This window comes from Acinetobacter sp. RW6 (assembly GCF_041956835.1).
GTDB lineage: Bacteria > Pseudomonadota > Gammaproteobacteria > Pseudomonadales > Moraxellaceae > Acinetobacter > Acinetobacter calcoaceticus.
Genome location: NZ_CP167121.1, coordinates 2,966,795 through 2,986,153 on the forward strand (window position 1 = coordinate 2,966,795; position 19,359 = coordinate 2,986,153).

The following is a 19,359-nucleotide window of genomic DNA, read 5'->3' on the forward strand; positions in this document are numbered from 1 at the left end:
TTTATCGTTTCCGTTCCAACATCTGATCCGTGATGCTATTCCATATCAGCTTAGTGTATCCTTACGTGGGATCGTCCATTCCCGTTTCCGTGTGCCGATGAATGTAGAATAAGGTTTTTGTAACCCTCTGCCTATTCGCCCTAGACTCAAATCTTTGTACGATATTGCTTACATTTAATCTTTATATACTTTTCTCTTTATAAGGCTGTACGATTTCATCAGTCACTATTTTTTCTTCTTTTTCAGCCTTTGCAATTCCTTCTTGTATAGCACTTTGGGCCTCTTCTTCATCGTTTTGAGTTTGTTCCAATTCTTCTTGAATTTGTTCAAATACCCGACCGGTCTGCAAAACGACATATACTGGAAAATGATCCGATCCAATATGTGGCAACCGTTTCATTTTGACCAGACCAAAATCGGTACTATGAAAAATATGGTCTAAAGACCACCGCAATAATGGATAATTGGCATGAAAAGTATTAATAAAATGACGACCAACGCGTGGATCAAGTAATCCGCTAATACGTTGAAATAAACGTGTAGTACGTGACCATGCTACATCGTTTAAATCCCCCATCACAATACAGCTTTCATCTAAGTCTTTAATCTGATCTCCAACAATTAAAAGCTCTGCATCACGTAAAGTCGAATCTTTCGCCTCAGTTGGACTTGGTGGCTTGGGGTGCAGGCAATATAGCTGAACTGGCATGCCTGAACGTAAAGTTACAGTGGTGTGAATTGATGGAATTTCATCACTCAAAATAAATTTAACTTCGGTATTTGATAGAGGTAAGCGACTATAAAGATGCATTCCATATAAGTTATCTAAAGGCACAGGAACACGATGAGGATAATCTTCTTCAATTTCTTTTAAAGCATTTTCCCATGTCTTGTCACTTTCCAATGTAAGCAATAAATCTGGTTTCAATGTATTGATCTGTTCAAGAAGTAAATGATATTTATCATTAGGGGTTAGAACATTCGATACAATTAATGAAATTTGCTTTTGCGGGTCTAATTGAGATGATTTCACCTGTTTAACCTGTTTTTTCCAGAACAAGGTATAAGGCAAAACCATTTTAAGCTGATAGGCGATGGCAGCAATGAGCACAGCAAGCAATATTTCACGCCATAGATTCCATTCGGTAGGCCAAAACAGCATACCTACAAAGGCTAATAGTCCAACAAATAGAATCTGCAAACGGGGGAAATCAGCACCTCGAAACCACCACTCATCACGAGGAATAAGTGACCAGAAACTTAACCAAATCACCAGACCGGCTAGAACTTCGATATAAATCATTGAATTTTCTCTTTTAAGATGATTTGGTTTTTAAAGTTTTTGTCATCTTTATCAATTTTGTATGTAACATAAACAAGATATTCTACTCAATAAACATGGTGTTTTGTTTCTGTAACGCTTGCAGTTGTGGACACTTTTGATACACTCAACTCCCCCTAACAATTTTAACGCACCGAGGCAAAATGACATGAAAGTAGGTCTGGTCGGTTGGCGCGGGATGGTCGGTTCCGTCCTTATGCAACGTATGGTTGAAGAGAATGATTTTGCTCATATTGAGCCATTTTATTTCTCTACCAGTAATGCAGGTGGTGAAGCTCCTTCATTTGGTGGTAAGACTGCCCCAGCACTTATGGAAGCTACAGACATTAATAGTCTGAAGCAAATGGATGTCATTATTACCTGTCAAGGTGGTGACTATACGTCTGAAGTTTTCCCACAGTTAAAAGCAACTGGCTGGAATGGCTACTGGATTGATGCAGCCTCTACTTTACGTATGTCAGATGATGCAATCATCGTTCTTGACCCAGTAAACCTTAACGTTATCAAAGATGGTTTGGCTAACGGCACCAAAACTTTCGTAGGCGGTAACTGTACTGTATCGCTTATGTTGATGGGTTTAGGTTCACTTTTCCAAAACAATTTGGTGGAGTGGATGACTGCTATGACTTATCAAGCAGCATCAGGCGCTGGCGCACAAAACATGCGTGAGCTAATTACTGGTATGGGCTACTTATATAACAATACCAAAACGTTGCTAGATGACCCTAAATCTGCAATTTTGGATATTGACCGTCAAGTTGCCGAGTTACAACGTGGCGAAGGTTTCCCATCTGCTAACTTTGGCGTGCCATTAGCTGGATCGTTGATTCCTTACATTGATAAGCAACTTGAAAGCGGTCAGTCAAAAGAAGAATGGAAAGGTCAGGTTGAAACCAACAAGATCTTGGGTAATTCACAAATTGTTCCTATCGATGGCCACTGTGTCCGTATTGGAGCGATGCGTTGTCATTCTCAAGCATTGACGATCAAGTTGAAAAAAGATGTCCCACTTGATGAAATCGAAGATATGATTCGTACTTCAAACCAATGGGCGAAAGTTGTACCAAACACTCGTGAAGCGTCTATGACTGACCTTACACCTGTTGCTGTAACAGGCACCTTAACTGTACCTGTTGGCCGTTTGCGTAAACTTAACATGGGTAAAGAATATTTAGGCGCATTCACAGTAGGTGATCAGTTACTTTGGGGTGCTGCTGAACCTTTACGTCGTATGTTACGTATCTTAGTAGAATACAAAAGCTCATAATTTGGTCTGAATTATTCAGTCAAAACAAAAAGCCGATCACATTAGATCGGCTTTTTCGTAACTGGTTTGTGAAAAATTTACAATTTATTTACATTTCATTATTGTATAATTTTGAACGACTTTACGACTTATTAGGTCATGGATTGAGATGACTGTTTATAACAAATTAAAAATTGCCATTTTCACCATTATGTCTTCGCCATCTCTTTATGCGATTACATTAGACCCTATACAAATTCAGTCCGCACCCGGCGATTTGTTATATGCAGAAATGAACTTCCAGCAAGCTGATCCCAACTCTACCTTGCAAGTCAGTTTAGCAACGCCAGAAGATTTAAGTGCTTTGGGTGTAACTCATCAACCTCCAGGAAATCTTAATTTTTATACACGCCAAAATGGTCAAGGCTCTGGGGTTATTGTTATTACCTCATCCCGTCCTGTTAATGATTCTGAGCTCAATATTGTTGTAAAAATCAGTGAAGGTTCTGCAACTCGTTTACAGCATATCAAGACTGTAATTAAGCCTTCTACTATAAAAAAGACCGAAAATAACGAAAGTACTTTATCGCCTCAGCTTATTGTGAATGAAAAAGATATTGCTTTAAATCTGCCGGAAAGTACCCGATATACTTCATCTGCTCCTGCCCTAGCTACCACTAACTCGAATAGTGAACAAAACCTGAATATCAAGTCTGGGACTGTCCCAGCGATAAATACAAATTCATCTGCCCCACTTAGCAAAAACTCTTCGGCTCAACAAGTTGTAACAAGCACTATTCCTGATCAGGCAGCAACAAAAAATCAAATTACATCTACTATTAATAAGTCAGATGCAAATAATTCGCCAAAAACACCAGTTAAAAAGTTAGCAGTACAAAAGAAATCTGTTCCATCCAAAAATCTCAGTCAAAATGCTGCAAAGAAACAAACCCTAAGTCCGTCTAGAGGACCAGTAACTTCAGGTAAATATGTAGTACAACACAATGAGTCTCTATGGAGCATTGCTAATCGTATTGCAGCGAAAACCAAACAGCCAGTTGCGAAAGTCATGCACGATATCCAAAAACAAAACCAGCATGCTTTTATCCAAGGTGATGTAAACCGTCTACGTCAGGGAATTGCTCTAAAACTCGCCCATACTCCTGTCTCTAAATCTCAGCAAAATAAATCAAAAACAGAAATAACGCATACTGCAAAATCACCTTCTGGCAAAGCTAAATACCGTTTGCAACAAGCAGAAATGAGTATCGTGGCTGAAAACAGCCAAAATTCTACACATGGAAGTGCTAAAAAGAGCACACAACAAAGTCAAAACAATACTGAGTTAGCAGTAAAAGTTATGACAAAAAGAGAAAAAACCGTTACATTACAAAGGAATGTAACCAAATTAAATCAAACTTTACGGTTAAAAGACCAACGTATTCAACTTTTGAATGCGCGTTTGGCAGAGTTACAACAGCAGTTACAAGCACAGCAAAACACTCACAAGCAAAAACATTAAGTTAAAACCAGAGTTAGCTCGCTTTATATTGCAAATATTTATTTTTTAAGGGGAAAGTAATGTTATATGTGATTCCGTTCATCATATTGCTCGTGGTCGCTTTTATTTTAAAAAAACGCGAGAATAGCCAGAAACAAGAGGCCACCTCCCCTAAAACGGTAAATAAAAAAACCAATAAAAAGGCAAACTCTAAATCGAGTAAAAACTCGCGTGAAAAAAGTAAAGTAAATGTGGTAGAAGAAACTCTTCCACCTATTCCACAAAGCACCCCTGTTCCAGAAGCTGTACGTCAAAAAATCAAACAGCTCATTCAAGAAAAGCAATATTCAGCCGCTGAAGCTCAAGTAAATCAGGCGCTAAAAAAAGATAATACTCAACATGAGCTTTATTTATTATTGCTTGAAGTCCATATTGCACAGAAAGATGAATTTGCCATAACACAACTGATTAGTCATATTCGAAGTCTGGCATTACATGAAATCGCGACTCAAGCTGAAACTAGACAAAAAGAATATGAGTCATCAAGACAACCTGATGCTATCGATTTCCCTCAAGCTCAAACATACGAAGAGCAAAAAAATACACCAGACACAACAGCTCAGTTTGACCAGTTAACAACAAGTTCTTCTGAAGCTTCTTTTGATGACTTGCAGAAAGACTATACACCTGTAAAGCAAGAACCTGCTGTTGAAGTTGAGCCTCTGGAATTTAATTTCTCATTTGAGCAAAAAACAACAGAAGTCGATTCTGCTAAACCTGAAGATAAAATTAACACTGAAACAGCCAGTAAAACAAATGACTTAAATACTTTAGAGTTTTCATTTGATTTAGAGTCTATCCCAAATAAAACAGAAAAGTCTCTTGAGACTAGCTCTGAATTGACTGTTGAAACAATCAAAATTGATACAACCGCTACGCCAGACATTGATCTTGATTTTAGTAATTTTTCAATAGACAAAGACTCTGCTTCACAAAGCAATAACTCTCATGAAATCGACTTAGAAGAAAATATTCAAACTCAACCGTTATCAGTTGAAACCCTTGAGTTTTCTTTAAATCCTATAGAGGCTGAAGATAATCAACCGAATTTAAATGAATCAGAACTTAGCCTTGAAAACAACGATCCACTTGTTCAGGCTTTTCCAGAATTAAAACAGTTAGATGAAAATGAACTCGACTTAAAACTTGCAGAGCAATATATCAGGTTAGGTGCTTACCCAGCAGCGCACGCCTTGTTGGCAAGTAATGAGCGAAAATTCAACACAGAGCAACAACAACGCGCGAAAAATCTACTAAATCGCATAGCTTCTTAAGGCTGATCGTTTTACCATAAGCAGTCAAAGATGACTGCTTTTGTGCCTGAAAAAGATGAAAAAAATAGCCTTATTTTATATGGGTGGTACTTTTGGCTGTGTAGGTGAACCTTTAGCACCTATGCCATATGACCAATTCTTACCTCAACTTGAAAAAGTTATACCACCTCACTTAACGGTCGACTGTTTTGCTGCCCCAAATATTGTAGATAGCAGTGCTTGTACAGCGCCCGACTGGCTACGTCTTATTCAACGCATACAACAACTACAACTTGAAGGCTATCAGCACTTCGTCGTTATTCATGGTACAGATACTCTCAGTTATGCTGCTGCGACTCTAGCTCGTTTTCTAGGACAAAGTTGCCATGTGGTTATTACTGGTAGTCAATATCCTCTCCTTAATATTCAAGGGAATGATACCCGTGAGTTTACTGATGCAATTGATAATTTATATCTTGCATTAGAACAGGTGATTAGCTTACCTGTGGGTGCTTATCTTGCGTTTCATCATCAAGTATTTCATGCTCAAACTGTTTTAAAGACACATACGACTGAACTTGACGCTTTTTCTGGCCTTAAAGCTGAGTCTGAATTTACACCTCAGCAAAACGGGTTAATTCTGCAAGATACGCAAATCGAACGTGCAGCATCTTTTCAAATTTTGAATTGGATGATGCAACCTATTGCGACTACTCAGCTCGTTCAACAATTACGAAATTTACTGCCAGCCCCACCTCAATTTTTAGTATTGCAAGGTTTTGGTACTGGAAATATAGCTGTTAATCAGGAACTACTCGCAACATTAGATGAGCTCTATACACATGGCTGCGTTCCGATTCTTACGACTCAAGTTACGTTTGGTGCTATTGATCAACGCTATGCAATTAGTGAGTGGACGAAAACTGCAAAAATTGTTATTAGTGATGCACACAGTCATGCAGATCTCTATGCAAAAGCACTTCAAATCTATTTAAAATACTCAACCCCAGAACAGTGGCTCAGCCATTGGAACGAAAATTTGCATTAAATAGAGGTAAAGCCATGCAACGTTATGCAGTCGGTATTGAATTTAGCGGAGTTCAATATCGAGGTTGGCAAACACAACAGCCAGGCGTTGCCAGCGTACAAGAAACCATTGAACGTGTGCTTAGCAAAGTCGCAAATGAGCCTATAGCACTTCATGGTGCTGGTCGTACCGATGCAGGAGTACATGCGACAAATATGGTGGCACACTTCGACACGCATGCCATTCGCCCAGAAACAGGGTGGTTAAGAGGGGCAAACAGCCAGCTACCTAAAGATATTTCCATTCAGTGGATTAAACTGATGGATGAAAGTTTTCATGCTCGTTTTAAAGCGACTGCTCGACGTTACCGCTATATTATATATAACACTCCTCATCGCCCTGCACTATTGCATAAACAGGTTACTCACATTTACCAACAGTTAGATGTGAAAAAGATGATTGAAGCTGCTAGTAAATTTGAAGGTACTCATAACTTTGAAAGCTTCCGTGCAGCGGCCTGCCAGTCAAATCAGCCTGTTCGACATGTAAAACATTGCCGTTTATTTGAACATGGACGCTATTTGGTTTTAGATATTCAAGCAGATGGTTTTTTACACCATATGGTTCGCAACATTGTTGGATGTTTACTCGAAATTGGTCAAGGCATGTATGAAGTTGATCATATCGATGCAATGTTTGCTGCACAAGATCGTAAAGCGGCAGGAGTCACCGCCCCACCCGACGGTCTTTATTTTATTCAGTGTAACTATCCTGAGCAGTTTGATTTGCCTCAGCCGCCACTTGGGCCACATTGGCTAAACTTACCTGAGTAAGCTTAGCCTGTTCTATATATACTTATTTAGCGATGCTGTTTACGTTTCCGGTATTCAACAGGTGTCTCATTTGTCCAGCGTTTGAATGCGCGATAGAAAGTACTCGGTTCAGAGAAGCCTGTTAAATACACAATACGTTCAACACTTTCATTGGTATTTGCCAAAAGTTTTTTAGCTAAACGGCAACGATAGTCAGAAAGTATTTGCTGAAAACTGGTATTCGCCTCACTTAGCTGAGTGCGTAAGCGACGTGGGGTAATATTCAACTGAGCAGCAACCGTTTCCAAGGTTGTTTCTCCGCTTTCTAACGTTGAACCAATTGCTCTACGAACTTCACCCACTAAATCATAACGCGCTAATTCCTGTAGTTTTTCAATCGCAAGCTGCTCATGCAATTGCAATAACTCAGGCTCTGCTTGCCAAAGCTGAAAATCTAGAATAGCGGGATCAAAATATAAACGTGTTTCTTTTTGACCTAAACTAACCGGACAGCCATATACGCGGAAATATTCATCCTCAGCTGCTCCTTCGCTGAAGTTAAAATCGATAAAGATTGGATGAAATTGCCCTTCGGTAATAAATTTAAAAAATCTAAGTATCCCTGAAATTGCACATTCAGAGAAATGGCGATTAACAAGATTATCAGCACCGATCTGCTCGCCATTGGTTAAATAACAACGCCCTTCTTCAATCACTAGCTTTGCATCAAAGGCATCACTAATGAGTCGCTGATAAGCCAAAGCCCGCTTTAGGCCTTCACCAAAGGTATCACTACTAATAAATAGATGTTCAATGACCTGACCACGATACAAAGGCAAATGCTCGCCTAAATGCAGACCGATATCTGGATCTTTACTGACTTCCTGAGCGGCAGTCCAAAAGGCATACTGTGCACTTAACGGTGTACGTGCATTCGTATCAACCTGATTTAAAGCAACTCCCGCTTTGGTTAATATTTCTTCTGTTGGCAATCCCGCACGACGAATCGCTTGATAGCCAAAGCGTAATACAACTGATGCATCTGTTAGCTGACCCACGCAGTGCCCTTCCATGTAGATACTTCATTGATATTTAGGGCCGTTGACTTTTACGCAATTAACAGTCCCTAATAACTATGATTTTAGATTAGCGTTGATTGACCAAACTGACAACAGAATTACACTTCTTTTGTGAAAAAAATTACATCTTTTTTTATTAGTCATACTTTAACCAGATGCTTGAGTAGAAGTATGTCTATCTTGTTTTTTTTAAATAAATTGACTATAATTTGCGCCTTTCCAATTTGATCATCAGGTAGGCTATGGCCAATAAAGAGGAACTCATTGAGTTCGAAGGCGTTGTCACCGAAACGCTTCCTAATACGATGTTCCGTGTACGTCTTGAAAACGGTCACGAAGTTATTGCACACATTTCTGGTAAAATGCGTAAACACTATATTCGTATTCTTACTGGCGACAGTGTAAAAGTCGAAATGACTCCATATGACCTCACTAAAGGTCGTATCACGTACCGTGCTCGCTAATTAGTGAATGCAAAAAAGCCACTTCATGATGTGGCTTTTTTATTGCGTTGTTTATTCACTTAAGCGACTGGTTTTACATCCCACCGTTTGGCATTCACGCAATCTTTCTTGCAGCCAATGGTTTCTTTCCTGCGTTGTCTGTAAACGGCATTGCACGTCTACACTATTTCTATTTGAATCTGTACACTCAGCATCACGTTGACGTATCCATGCGAGCTGAGATTTCTTAAGAATATTTTTTTGCGTGGTATTTAACTTTACTCGCAATGCTTGATAATTCTTATTCAGATCCGCATCAGCACTCGCATAGATTTTATTTGTACAGTAAATATCATCATAAGTATTGCGGGCACTATCACAGTTATCTGCATAGACGACAGTCATTCCTAAACTGCATAAAAATGCAAAAGCAATTTTTCTCATCGTATTTTCCCTTCGTTTTCTACAAAATTATTATTAGAACGGTTTGAATGTAAGAATAAGTCTAAAGGTAAGTTCACCTTTCATTTATCATAATCTTCCTTTTTTACTTTACAAGTATTCAAATCCAACCTATTGTTCTTTAATAATAAATATAATTTTTTATTGAGATAAAAATGAATATAGATACCCGATGTAAAATTGGCCTACTTTGTTTGATCATAATGAATGTGAACGGTTGCACTAGCCATCCACGCCAATCTATAGATTTACAAGAGTATTTAAAGAGCTTTCTAGGCAAATCTTCTGCGACCATTCGACAAGACATCAATCTACGTAGTCTTGGTTTTCAAGTCGCTAATGCTCCACAGAAAACACCCAATCAACTCATCTATACGATTTTACGTCCATTAAACATCCCAATCCCGATGGTGACTAATGTCGATATGAGAGGTAACTCTGTCGCTATACAGTCAGGTAATCTGGGTGGCAATTCTTACGATGTGAATTTCAACTGCAAAGTTATTTTTCAGCTTAAAAATGATATTGCCGAATCTATTCAATATGAAGGCAAAGCCTGCTAAAACATAACCATAAAAAAACGCAGCTTAAAGCTGCGTTTTTTAGCGAAGTATTTTTTAAGCAAGCACAGCAACAACTGCTTCGCCCATCTCGGCTGTACCCACTTTTGTCATACCTTCAGACATAATATCTGCTGTACGTAAGCCTTGATCAAGTACTTGACCTACAGCGTCTTCAATTGCTTTTGCAGCAGCTTCTTCACGGAATGTATAACGAAGCATCATTGCAACAGAAAGAATAGTTGCTAATGGATTGGCAACATTTTGGCCAGCAATGTCAGGTGCAGAACCATGACAAGGTTCATACATACCTTTGCCATTTTCATCTAAAGAAGCTGATGGCAACATGCCGATTGAGCCTGTAAGCATTGCCGCTTCATCAGATAAAATATCGCCAAACAAGTTACCTGTTACGATCACGTCAAACTGTTTTGGTGCACGCACAAGCTGCATTGCAGCATTATCCACATACATATGTGAAAGCTGAATGTTTGAATAACTCGCTTGCTGCAAGTCAGTAACTGTTTGCTTCCAAAGTTCTGTTACTTCTAAAACATTCGCTTTATCGACTGAACAGACTTTACCACCACGCAAACCTGCAAGTTCAAAAGCAACTTTTGCAATGCGCTTAATTTCACTTTCAGAATAAACGTCAGTGTTATAGCCTTGTTTTTCGCCGTTTTCGAGTTCACGAATACCACGTGGCTGACCGAAATAGATACCGCCAGTAAGCTCACGAACAATCAGAATATCTAAACCAGCAACAATTTCAGGTTTTAAGCTAGAAGCATCTGCCAATTGCGGATATAAAATCGCTGGGCGTAAGTTAGCAAACAAGTTGAGTTCACTACGAATTTTTAAAAGACCACGTTCAGGACGGATAGAACGCTCAATCGCATCCCATTTTGGTCCGCCTACTGCACCCAGTAAAATTGCATCAGCTTTTTTTGCCTGTTCACTCGTTACAGCTGGATACGGTTCGCCATGTGCATCAATTGCCGCACCACCCAATAGGCCATGTTCCCAAGTCAACGATAAATTAAATTTTTCATTTACTGTATTTAATACTTTTTCTGCTGCCCCAACAATTTCAGGACCAATACCATCACCAGCTAAAATTAAAATCTGTTTAGACATGAACTTTTTCCATTTTCCAAAAACAAGCAGTGTTATGACGACCGCGGTGTTAGTTTTTTCTGTTCAAGGAACTCGCCTAGCCCTGTTGTTACATCAAATGGTCGACAAAAACGGCGAATAACACGCTCATCTTGCTCTAAGTCGACACATAATGGATCTGGTACAGAAACATTCAGCAAACTACCCGAACGGTTAGTTTTGTCTCGGTACATTTTAAATGTATAGCGATGGTTAGCATTAAACTGGTGAATCACATGGATTGTTTCGGCCCGATCTGGAGAAATCGGATAGAAACGGATCACCACTTCATATTGTTTCGCAGGCACAGATAAATATAAACTGTTGGTTTGCCCGAGCACTGAACCGTGCAACCGTACAATTCCTTGATGAATTGCTTGATTACTAATTCGTCGTGTTTGCGCATCCACTACAGTAATATCATTTAGTCGTTCAAATTCACAACTCTTCGCGCCCGAACAATATATTGCTGCATTCTGCCCCAAATTTTCCTGTTCAGCCTGCTTAATACGGACAGTATCCACTACATTGTACGTGCTCTGACAAGCACTGAGTGTTATTGCGCACAGGCTCAACAAAAAGCTATGAGTAACGTTCCTCTTCATTGTTCAAGCCCAATCCTCATCTAGTGCATAATTTTAAGGTGTTTTTATGCTTTAGCATGTTAGCAAGAGTTTGAACACTACGCCATGGCTATGTTTAAAATGTACCAAAAGGTTAATTTAACTCTTGGAATACCCAAGGACGAACCTGTTTAGTTTTTTCTTCATAAGCGCGAATTGCATCCGCATTTTGAAGCGTTAAACCAATATCATCCAAGCCATTTAACAAGCAATGCTTGCGAAATGGGTCAACTTCAAACTTAAAAGCTTCACCTGTTGGGGTACGCACTTCCTGAGCCGCTAAATCAATTGTTAATTGATATCCTTCATTGGCAGCACATTCTTTAAATAACTGATCAACAATTTCTTCTGACAAAATGACAGGTAACATGCCATTTTTGAAACAGTTATTAAAGAAAATATCAGCAAAACTTGGCGCAATAACAGTACGGAAACCGTATTCATTCAATGCCCAAGGTGCATGCTCACGACTTGAACCACAACCAAAGTTAGTACGAGCAATTAAAACATTTGCTCCTTGATAACGTGGTTGATTCAAAACGAAATCCGGATTTTTTGGACGAACTGAATTATCTTGTCCCGGATAGCCTTCATCTAAATAACGAAGTTCATCAAATAAGTTATCGCCAAAACCAGTACGTTTGATTGATTTCAAAAACTGTTTTGGAATAATTAAATCTGTATCAACATTGGCACGATCTAATGGTGCAACGATACCTTGTTCAACTGTATAAGCTTTCATGGTTTGCTCCAGACCGAATTAAAATGAACGAACATCAACAAAGTGACCTGCGATTGCAGCCGCTGCCGCCATTGCTGGGCTCACCAAGTGAGTGCGACCACCATTGCCTTGACGACCTTCAAAGTTACGGTTAGACGTCGATGCACAGTGTTCACCTGGTTGTAATTTATCTGCATTCATTGCTAAACACATTGAACAACCTGGTTCACGCCATTCAAAACCAGCTTCCAAGAAGATTTTATCTAAGCCTTCTTTTTCTGCCTGTTGTTTAACTAAACCTGAACCCGGAACAATCATGGCTTGCTTAATGCTAGATGCCACTTTACGGCCTTTAACCACCTCAGCCGCAGCACGGATATCTTCAATACGAGAGTTAGTACAAGAACCAATAAAAACACGGTCAAGTTGAATATCAGCTAATGCTTGACCTGCGTTTAAGCCCATATATTGATAAGCACGCGTCCAGTCATTACGTTGAACATCATCTTTGGCTTGTTCTAAGGTTGGAACAGCTTCTGTGACCGGAATAACCATCTCAGGTGAAGTTCCCCAAGACACTTGTGGTTCGATCTCTGCACCATTTAATTCAACTACAGCATCAAAGGTAGCATCTTCATCTGAATGCAAAGTGTCCCAGTAAGCAACTGCTTGTTCCCATTGCTCGCCTTTTGGTGCATAGCTACGGCCTTTCACGTATTCAACGGTTTTGTCATCGACAGCAACCATGCCTACACGAGCACCCGCTTCAATCGCCATGTTACATACCGTCATACGTCCTTCAATCGACATATCACGGAACACCTGACCACCAAATTCAATGGCATAACCCGTACCACCTGCGGTACCAATTTTAGCAATAATTGCCAACACCACATCTTTTGGTGTCACACCTTTGCCTAATACGCCATCTACACGGATTAACATATTTTTAGATTTTTTCTGAATCAAACATTGTGTTGCTAACACATGTTCAACTTCAGAAGTTCCAATACCATGTGCCAAACAACCAAAAGCACCGTGTGTTGCTGTATGTGAATCACCACAAACTACGGTCATGCCAGGTAAAGTTAAGCCTTGTTCTGGGCCAACGACATGCACAATACCCTGACGGATATCATTAATATTAAATTCAACAATATTAAAGGCTTTACAATTATCATCTAAAGTTTGAACCTGAATACGAGATGTATCATCTTCAATACCCGCGATGCCTTGCTCACGTTCCTTTTTAGATGTTGGAACGTTATGGTCTGGTGTAGCAACGTTTGCACTTAGACGCCATGGTTGACGACCAGCAAGTTGCAAACCTTCAAATGCTTGTGGACTAGTCACTTCATGCAATAAATGACGGTCAATATAAAGTAAACATGAGCCATCATCACGCTGTGAAACAACGTGGTCATCCCACAATTTGTCATATAAAGTTTTGCCTGCCATGTCGTCTTGCTCCATTGGACTGGGTAATTCTAATCTTTCTTCGATTATAGCCAGAGTTTCACATAAATCTAATTTATCATTTTTATAAATTAGAAAACTTTTTGGAATTAATCATAATCCCTTCTATACACATCAAATTTAATAAATCGTTTTTGTTAATGATTATCATTTGCATAATCAATTTTTAATCTTATACTCTCATCTCTATACTAAAAATATCTAAAGTGGCTAAAGAGAATGATCATGGCTAATATTCAAAAATTCGTTGTAAATAATCAACGTACCTTAAAGAAAACCTTCAGCTATTACATTATGCATATTAGCGTAGCTATGATAGTTGCCTACTTTGTAACAGGTAATATCTGGATGGCTTTAACATTAAGTATGCTTGAACCAACCGTACAAGCTTTTGCTTTTTTCTTTCATGAAAAAGTATGGGCTGCTAAAGACCGCCGCATTTCAGCCTTAGCTGAGAAAGAGACAACGGCTTAGGCGAAGATTAGTGCGGTAATTCATAACTTTCTAACTCGTTTTGCTGCAAGCATGATACGATTTTGGCTTGGCAACTTTAGCCCCTCGATTTTTTATTCCAAGTTGAGTTGTATTATGAATCTTGCAGCCTTTGAAGCTTTTGTAAAAGTTATGGAAACAGGGTCTATCTCTGTGGCAGCAGATCAATTATTTATTACTCAACCTGCTGTAACCAAACGGATTCACAGCTTAGAAGAATATTTTGGTGTCAAACTATTTGAGTCCGCAGGCCGAGGCGTTCAAGCAACACATGCTGCTCATTCATTATTACCCAAAGTTAAAAACTGGCTAAATGAGCTTGGAGATATCCATCACACCCTAAGCCATGAGCAGACACAGATACAAGGCCGTTTAAAAATTGGAACCAGTCACCACATTGGTTTGCATCATTTACCCGCGCCCCTTAAACACTTTGTTCAGCAATTTCCGCAAGTCACTTTAGATGTGCATTTTGTTGACTCAGAGCAAGCGCATGAAAAAGTGCTTGCCGGTGATTTAGAGTTAGCATTTTTAACACTTCCCCCTTCAGGTGATGAGCGCCTTAACTACATTACCATCTGGAATGATCCTTTAGTTTTTGTTGCTGCCCCTTTTCATCCATTGGCACAAAAAAAGAATCTGACCTTACAAGATTTAATTGAATATCCGAGCTTGTTACCCGCTGCACAAACTTACACTGCTCAAATCACTTTAGCCGAGTTTGAAAAACAAGGGCTTAAACCAAAAATCACCATGAGCAATAACCCACTTGAGTCTATTCGTATGCTGGTGTCTATTGGTTTAGGTTGGTCAGTTTTACCAAAAACTCTGTTGAATCAGGATATGCAGCAGCTTGATTTAGATGTAAAAATGAATCGTCAATTAGGCATGGTATGGCATCCTGCGCGCACTCAATCTAGAGCTATGCAGGAACTAATTAAAATGATGCAAGAGTAGTTGAATGATTAGCGACTATATTTTTTAAAAAGGATATAAACCAGGACAGCAAAAGGTAATAGTAAAAATAATACGCCCCAACCAAAGAAAATAGCGGCAAAGATAATACCGAGTAAAGTGCCTGAAAATAATAAAAAAATAATGTAAATAAAGAGTTCACCAATGAGTGTGATGAAACCGTCAATCAGTTGCCCACCAAATTCTTCAAGAAGATTGCCACTACGGGTCTTCTTTTCTTCGGTCTCATTCTGATTATCCATCATATCCTCCACACATCATCACGACCGATTTAAATCGCCCTCACTCTCAATGCAGCAAAGGCGATTTAAATATAAGGCTCTTTTCAAGTTGATAAAAAAACTCTCATTTGATGCGCAGAATTTAAATTATACAAGCTGCAATAGGCTTCGAATTTGTTGCACAATTTGATTTTCATCAAGCATATGATGCGGAATAGTCATCGTTAAGAGTTGATCTGATCGAAAATGACGGTCAACTTCAAGCATAACGTGAGTTTGATTAGGTTCAGCCACGAAAGAAACCTCAACCTCATTAAATCCACTAAACATATGTGAAGAGACAAATTCAAGCTCTTGGTAACAACCAATTGTTGATCTAAAGTTTCGTGCAGTAAGTTGACCTTTTTCTACATCAACTGTTGATAAAATAAAGCTACATCGCTGCATGGCCTGTAAAAACATTTGCATAGCGGGAGTTGGCAGCACCTTTAGATAATCACGATCAGTTGCATCTAATCCCCAATCAACATCCATATGAGTTTGAATCCAAACACGTGTACCATTTCGTCGACAGGCAACTTCGGTAATCGGTGTCTCAAATGGTAATTGAATACTGAAAGGGAAAGAATGAGCTTGATGTGCTGGCAATAAAAAACGAGAATTTACTAACCACTCTTGTAAGACCAAAGGTTGATTAAACTCATGGTCACTAGATTCAACTTCTGCCATTGTCATCAATTTCAAATAAAGACCATTAATCTCTTTATCAGATGATCCCCCCTTGAAGCTAATTTCCCCATGCAGTGTCTCACCTGCTTGCAAGTTTGGATTGTGTAAAACGGTTTCTACCGTTACGCCTTGAAGGCCCAAACCAGACATAATTTTATTAAACATTTTCTCTCTAACCTTTCGAATTATTTCATGTCATCTGTAGCAGCATACTTATTCTTAAAGTGCATCATCTCCAGCGAGCTGAATATTACCCTCTGCAACTTCATTCATAAATTGCTGATAGTCATTTAGATTGCGCTCTGCATACCCCTCTGCATATGTTTGCAATACTTCTACGATCGTACAGCCCTCTCCCAGATATCCCATAAGTACATCAGCATTTCCAGACTTAGCATGGGCATGAGCTAAAGCCAAACCACAACTTTCAGCATACTCATAGAAATACTCATCATCCATATCACTAAGATCAACCGAGATTTTCATATCACGTAACTGACGTACATGAAAATGTTGATTGGGGGTTGAAGAAAATCCAAGGAAGATGTCACTGGCGGCTTGCATAAGTTGCTGGCCGTGTATCACGCGCTCGCCTTCATGTTTTACTTTTTCTACAAATAACGGACTAAGAATCGATGGATTCGCTTCTTTCATTTGTAAAATTAACGGTTCCCGATCTGCGTCCTGAAATAATGCAATCGCGGATCGCGTACCCACACTTCCGACACCAACCACTTTCAAAGCCACATCGGTCCGTTGATAACGATCAAAAAGTACTTGGCGATCATATTTCAAAGAATCACGATATTGCTGAAAGAATACATCAACATCTTTACTGAACGGTTCATCTGCCTTGGGATGCCATAATAACGGCGCATCATCCACAAAATGGCGAGATCCCGTATCTTGATCTTGCTGTGTGAGCTTCGGTAAAACAGAATATGCATTTCTCTTTTGTGCTGAATCAAGATGCTTCGCGCGTTTCTTTCTCAGTTTTCGGCATTCAGTGTTTTCTAATAAGGTACTGGCATCAACTTTTTCATACCAAACTTGTAGAGGCGAAAGTTTCGTATTTTCTAATAAGTGCTGACGATAACTATTCAACATCGTTTTAATTGCTTTTAAACCCACTTTATCTGCAAGATCAATATCACGAGCCGCAATCAAAAAACTGGTTGCTAAACGCTTTAAATCCCATTCAAATGGGGCAACCAAAGTCTCATCAAAATCATTGATTCCAAACAATAGATTACGCTCTGGACTAGCAAACCCACCAAAATTACTTAAATGACAATCACCACAAATCTGTTGAAATAAACCTGAGTTTACCTGCTCCCAAACCTGATCAAACAGCATCAAAGAAGGCATACCACGATAAAACGTAAACGGTGAAACGCTCATTCGTTTTGCACGAATCGGTTTAAGCTGCTCTAAACGCCCTTGATTACTCCAATCATAGATTGTTAAAGCAGTTATACCTTTGGGTCGCTCAGAAAGCTCTGACAGTTGTTCTCGTGGAACTTTTTTACGTTGAGCCTTACCTAATTTGAAGCCTTCGCTTTTATTAAGTAATTTCCCCTGATAGCTATGACGTGTTAAATCAATACTTTCACCATTCCAAAGTTGTTTTGGTAATTTAATTTGTGTTGTTTTTGGCATTATTCCCTCATTTTTAAATTAGAATTTTTTATATTCTTAAACCTTTACCAAGATAAAATTTATTTTTTATTAGACATACTCATATCTACTTTTGGAACAAGATTTATAAAAAACATTCAAAAAATGATTTTTAAATATAATTAATTAAGAGTTGGAAGACCTCAAAGCTTTGCAAGCTACTCTTCCAACTCCACAATCTTAAATCGACCAGTCTTGAATTTCCCAGCTATTTTCTTGAGCCAGCTTTTCAAGGCGATCATCAGGATTTACAGCAATCGCATGGGTTGCATATTCAAGCAAAAAGCGATCGTTGATTGAGTCTGAATATGCCCAAGATTCAGATACGCTGCGTCCAGCCAACCAGTCGTCGAGACGTGCAAGTTTACCTTTTTGATAACATGCCAAGCCCGCAACTTTACCTGTGTATTTCCCATCTGCAACTTCAGCATTCGTTGCCAAAATTTCGGTAATGCCAAATTCACGGAAAATTGGCGCAGTAATAAAATCACTTGTTGCCGTAATCCCCACAATTGTATGTCCAAGGTCCTGATGCTTTTTGATTGCATCAAAACCTTTTGGACGCATTTGTGGACGAATCACTTTTTGCATGAACAATTGGTGAAGCTCAGTTAAGTAGTTATTGTCGTGCTTTGTTAAAAATCCAAAGACAAATTCATTATAAGCATATGGGTCAAGTTGCCCTGCTTTGTAATCTTCATAAAATTTATCATTCATCTGACGATGATGAACCGGATCAACCAAACCTTCATTGACTAAAAATTCACCCCACGAGTGGTCTGAATCCGTATTTAACAAGGTATGGTCTAAATCAAACAACGCCAGTTTCATGAAAATTCTCGTTTAAACTGAAATTTAAGAAAAAAAATGTAAATCTATCTCCGCTAGTCGATAGAAATTCGTTAAGATCGTAGCAATTTAAACATTTTACTTTGATCTTTTCGAGCTGGACATAAAAAAGTGTTTGTCCCCGCGATTAAAGTCAACGATATAGACAATATTTAGGTAGCCAAATGATCGATTCAGAAGGTTTCCGACCGAATGTCGGGATCATTTTGGCAAACGATGATGGACAGGTTTTATGGGCAAAGCGCATTGGTCACAATGCTTGGCAGTTTCCACAAGGAGGCATTCAGTTTGGAGAAACCCCTGAACAGGCACTTTTTCGAGAACTGAGAGAAGAAATCGGCTTATTGCCCGAACATGTCCAGATTATTGCGCAAACCAAAGGATGGCTGCGTTATCGTTTGCCACATAGGTACATTCGGTCAGACTCTGATCCCGTATGTATCGGACAGAAACAAAAATGGTTTTTACTGAAATTAACTGCGCATGCAAGAAATATTCAGTTAGACCTCTCTGACCCACCCGAATTCGATGAATGGCAGTGGGTTAGCTATTGGTATCCTCTTGGACAAGTGGTGAACTTCAAGCGTGATGTTTATCGCAAAGCCATGGTGGAGTTGTGTACACAGTTGCCGATGCAACAATTACCCTAAAAATCA

At 39.1% G+C, this 19,359-nt stretch carries 21 protein-coding genes; 10 read left to right on the forward strand and 11 right to left on the reverse strand.

Going from position 1 to position 19,359, the window contains the following annotated elements:
- Nucleotides 1-181: 181 nt before the first annotated feature.
- Complete coding sequence (locus tag ACB088_RS14040) at nucleotides 182-1,303, reverse strand: endonuclease/exonuclease/phosphatase family protein (protein ID WP_375037257.1); 1,122 nt, start codon at nucleotides 1,301-1,303, stop codon at nucleotides 182-184.
- Nucleotides 1,304-1,490: 187 nt separating this feature from the next.
- Between ACB088_RS14040 and asd the strand changes: the two genes are divergently transcribed.
- From asd to truA, 5 genes are all read left to right on the forward strand, one after another.
- Nucleotides 1,491-2,609, forward strand: a complete 1,119-nt coding sequence (asd, locus tag ACB088_RS14045; protein ID WP_003654731.1) for an aspartate-semialdehyde dehydrogenase — start codon at nucleotides 1,491-1,493, stop codon at nucleotides 2,607-2,609.
- 148 nt (nucleotides 2,610-2,757) lie between these two features.
- Nucleotides 2,758-4,110 carry a FimV family protein gene (locus tag ACB088_RS14050; protein ID WP_375037258.1) on the forward strand — a complete coding sequence of 451 codons (1,353 nt, stop codon included), beginning with the start codon at nucleotides 2,758-2,760 and terminating at the stop codon, nucleotides 4,108-4,110.
- A gap of 59 nt (nucleotides 4,111-4,169) precedes the next feature.
- Nucleotides 4,170-5,423: a hypothetical protein gene (locus ACB088_RS14055; protein WP_375037259.1), complete on the forward strand. Its 1,254-nt coding sequence runs from the start codon at nucleotides 4,170-4,172 to the stop codon at nucleotides 5,421-5,423.
- Between the two features lie 55 nt (nucleotides 5,424-5,478).
- On the forward strand, nucleotides 5,479-6,450 hold the full coding sequence (locus ACB088_RS14060; protein WP_375037260.1) for an asparaginase: 972 nt from the start codon (nucleotides 5,479-5,481) through the stop codon (nucleotides 6,448-6,450).
- 14 nt (nucleotides 6,451-6,464) lie between these two features.
- A complete protein-coding gene (gene truA, locus ACB088_RS14065; protein WP_004640993.1) occupies nucleotides 6,465-7,262 on the forward strand; it encodes a tRNA pseudouridine(38-40) synthase TruA in 798 nt (265 codons plus the stop codon).
- A gap of 26 nt (nucleotides 7,263-7,288) precedes the next feature.
- Here truA and ACB088_RS14070 read toward each other — a convergent pair whose 3' ends face one another.
- Nucleotides 7,289-8,299 carry an AraC family transcriptional regulator gene (locus tag ACB088_RS14070; RefSeq protein ID WP_005037036.1) on the reverse strand — a complete coding sequence of 337 codons (1,011 nt, stop codon included), beginning with the start codon at nucleotides 8,297-8,299 and terminating at the stop codon, nucleotides 7,289-7,291.
- Nucleotides 8,300-8,562: 263 nt separating this feature from the next.
- Here ACB088_RS14070 and infA point away from each other — a divergent pair, with 263 nt between their 5' ends.
- On the forward strand, nucleotides 8,563-8,784 hold the full coding sequence (gene infA / locus ACB088_RS14075) for a translation initiation factor IF-1 (RefSeq protein WP_001284370.1): 222 nt from the start codon (nucleotides 8,563-8,565) through the stop codon (nucleotides 8,782-8,784).
- A 51-nt stretch (nucleotides 8,785-8,835) separates the two neighbouring features.
- Here infA and ACB088_RS14080 read toward each other — a convergent pair whose 3' ends face one another.
- Nucleotides 8,836-9,207: a lysozyme inhibitor LprI family protein gene (locus ACB088_RS14080; protein ID WP_133747584.1), complete on the reverse strand. Its 372-nt coding sequence runs from the start codon at nucleotides 9,205-9,207 to the stop codon at nucleotides 8,836-8,838.
- Nucleotides 9,208-9,380: 173 nt separating this feature from the next.
- On the opposite strand from ACB088_RS14080, the gene ACB088_RS14085 reads away from it, so the two are divergent.
- Nucleotides 9,381-9,788 (forward strand): hypothetical protein, encoded by a 408-nt coding sequence (locus ACB088_RS14085; RefSeq protein ID WP_045434880.1) that lies wholly within the window; start codon nucleotides 9,381-9,383, stop codon nucleotides 9,786-9,788.
- A gap of 54 nt (nucleotides 9,789-9,842) precedes the next feature.
- Here the strand turns inward: ACB088_RS14085 and leuB are convergent, their stop codons facing one another.
- The 4 genes from leuB to leuC form a co-directional block, all read right to left on the reverse strand.
- Nucleotides 9,843-10,922 carry a 3-isopropylmalate dehydrogenase gene (leuB, locus tag ACB088_RS14090; protein ID WP_003654715.1) on the reverse strand — a complete coding sequence of 360 codons (1,080 nt, stop codon included), beginning with the start codon at nucleotides 10,920-10,922 and terminating at the stop codon, nucleotides 9,843-9,845.
- 32 nt (nucleotides 10,923-10,954) lie between these two features.
- Nucleotides 10,955-11,545, reverse strand: a complete 591-nt coding sequence (locus ACB088_RS14095) for a hypothetical protein (protein ID WP_003654712.1) — start codon at nucleotides 11,543-11,545, stop codon at nucleotides 10,955-10,957.
- A 112-nt stretch (nucleotides 11,546-11,657) separates the two neighbouring features.
- Nucleotides 11,658-12,305, reverse strand: coding sequence for a 3-isopropylmalate dehydratase small subunit (leuD, locus tag ACB088_RS14100; protein WP_003654711.1), 648 nt, complete (start codon nucleotides 12,303-12,305; stop codon nucleotides 11,658-11,660).
- An 18-nt stretch (nucleotides 12,306-12,323) separates the two neighbouring features.
- Nucleotides 12,324-13,742 (reverse strand): 3-isopropylmalate dehydratase large subunit, encoded by a 1,419-nt coding sequence (leuC, locus tag ACB088_RS14105; RefSeq protein WP_005037045.1) that lies wholly within the window; start codon nucleotides 13,740-13,742, stop codon nucleotides 12,324-12,326.
- A 237-nt stretch (nucleotides 13,743-13,979) separates the two neighbouring features.
- On the opposite strand from leuC, the gene ACB088_RS14110 reads away from it, so the two are divergent.
- Together ACB088_RS14110 and ACB088_RS14115 are read left to right on the forward strand one after the other, a co-directional pair.
- Complete coding sequence (locus tag ACB088_RS14110) at nucleotides 13,980-14,234, forward strand: DUF2061 domain-containing protein (protein ID WP_003654707.1); 255 nt, start codon at nucleotides 13,980-13,982, stop codon at nucleotides 14,232-14,234.
- Between the two features lie 114 nt (nucleotides 14,235-14,348).
- Nucleotides 14,349-15,209, forward strand: a complete 861-nt coding sequence (locus tag ACB088_RS14115; protein WP_003654705.1) for a LysR family transcriptional regulator — start codon at nucleotides 14,349-14,351, stop codon at nucleotides 15,207-15,209.
- A gap of 8 nt (nucleotides 15,210-15,217) precedes the next feature.
- On the opposite strand, the gene ACB088_RS14120 is transcribed toward ACB088_RS14115, so the two are convergent.
- The 4 genes from ACB088_RS14120 to ACB088_RS14135 form a co-directional block, all read right to left on the reverse strand.
- Complete coding sequence (locus ACB088_RS14120; protein WP_005044977.1) at nucleotides 15,218-15,469, reverse strand: hypothetical protein; 252 nt, start codon at nucleotides 15,467-15,469, stop codon at nucleotides 15,218-15,220.
- Between the two features lie 126 nt (nucleotides 15,470-15,595).
- Entirely contained in the window at nucleotides 15,596-16,342 is a 747-nt protein-coding gene (locus ACB088_RS14125; RefSeq protein WP_375037261.1) for a sporulation protein, read from the reverse strand.
- Between the two features lie 54 nt (nucleotides 16,343-16,396).
- Entirely contained in the window at nucleotides 16,397-17,836 is a 1,440-nt protein-coding gene (locus ACB088_RS14130; RefSeq protein ID WP_375037262.1) for a DUF2252 domain-containing protein, read from the reverse strand.
- Nucleotides 17,837-18,034: 198 nt separating this feature from the next.
- Nucleotides 18,035-18,685, reverse strand: a complete 651-nt coding sequence (locus tag ACB088_RS14135) for an HAD family phosphatase (protein ID WP_045126237.1) — start codon at nucleotides 18,683-18,685, stop codon at nucleotides 18,035-18,037.
- A gap of 182 nt (nucleotides 18,686-18,867) precedes the next feature.
- Here ACB088_RS14135 and ACB088_RS14140 point away from each other — a divergent pair, with 182 nt between their 5' ends.
- The gene (locus ACB088_RS14140) at nucleotides 18,868-19,353 is read left to right on the forward strand and encodes an RNA pyrophosphohydrolase (RefSeq protein ID WP_003654696.1); all 486 of its coding nucleotides are present in this window, start codon (nucleotides 18,868-18,870) and stop codon (nucleotides 19,351-19,353) included.
- Nucleotides 19,354-19,359 lie beyond the last annotated feature (6 nt).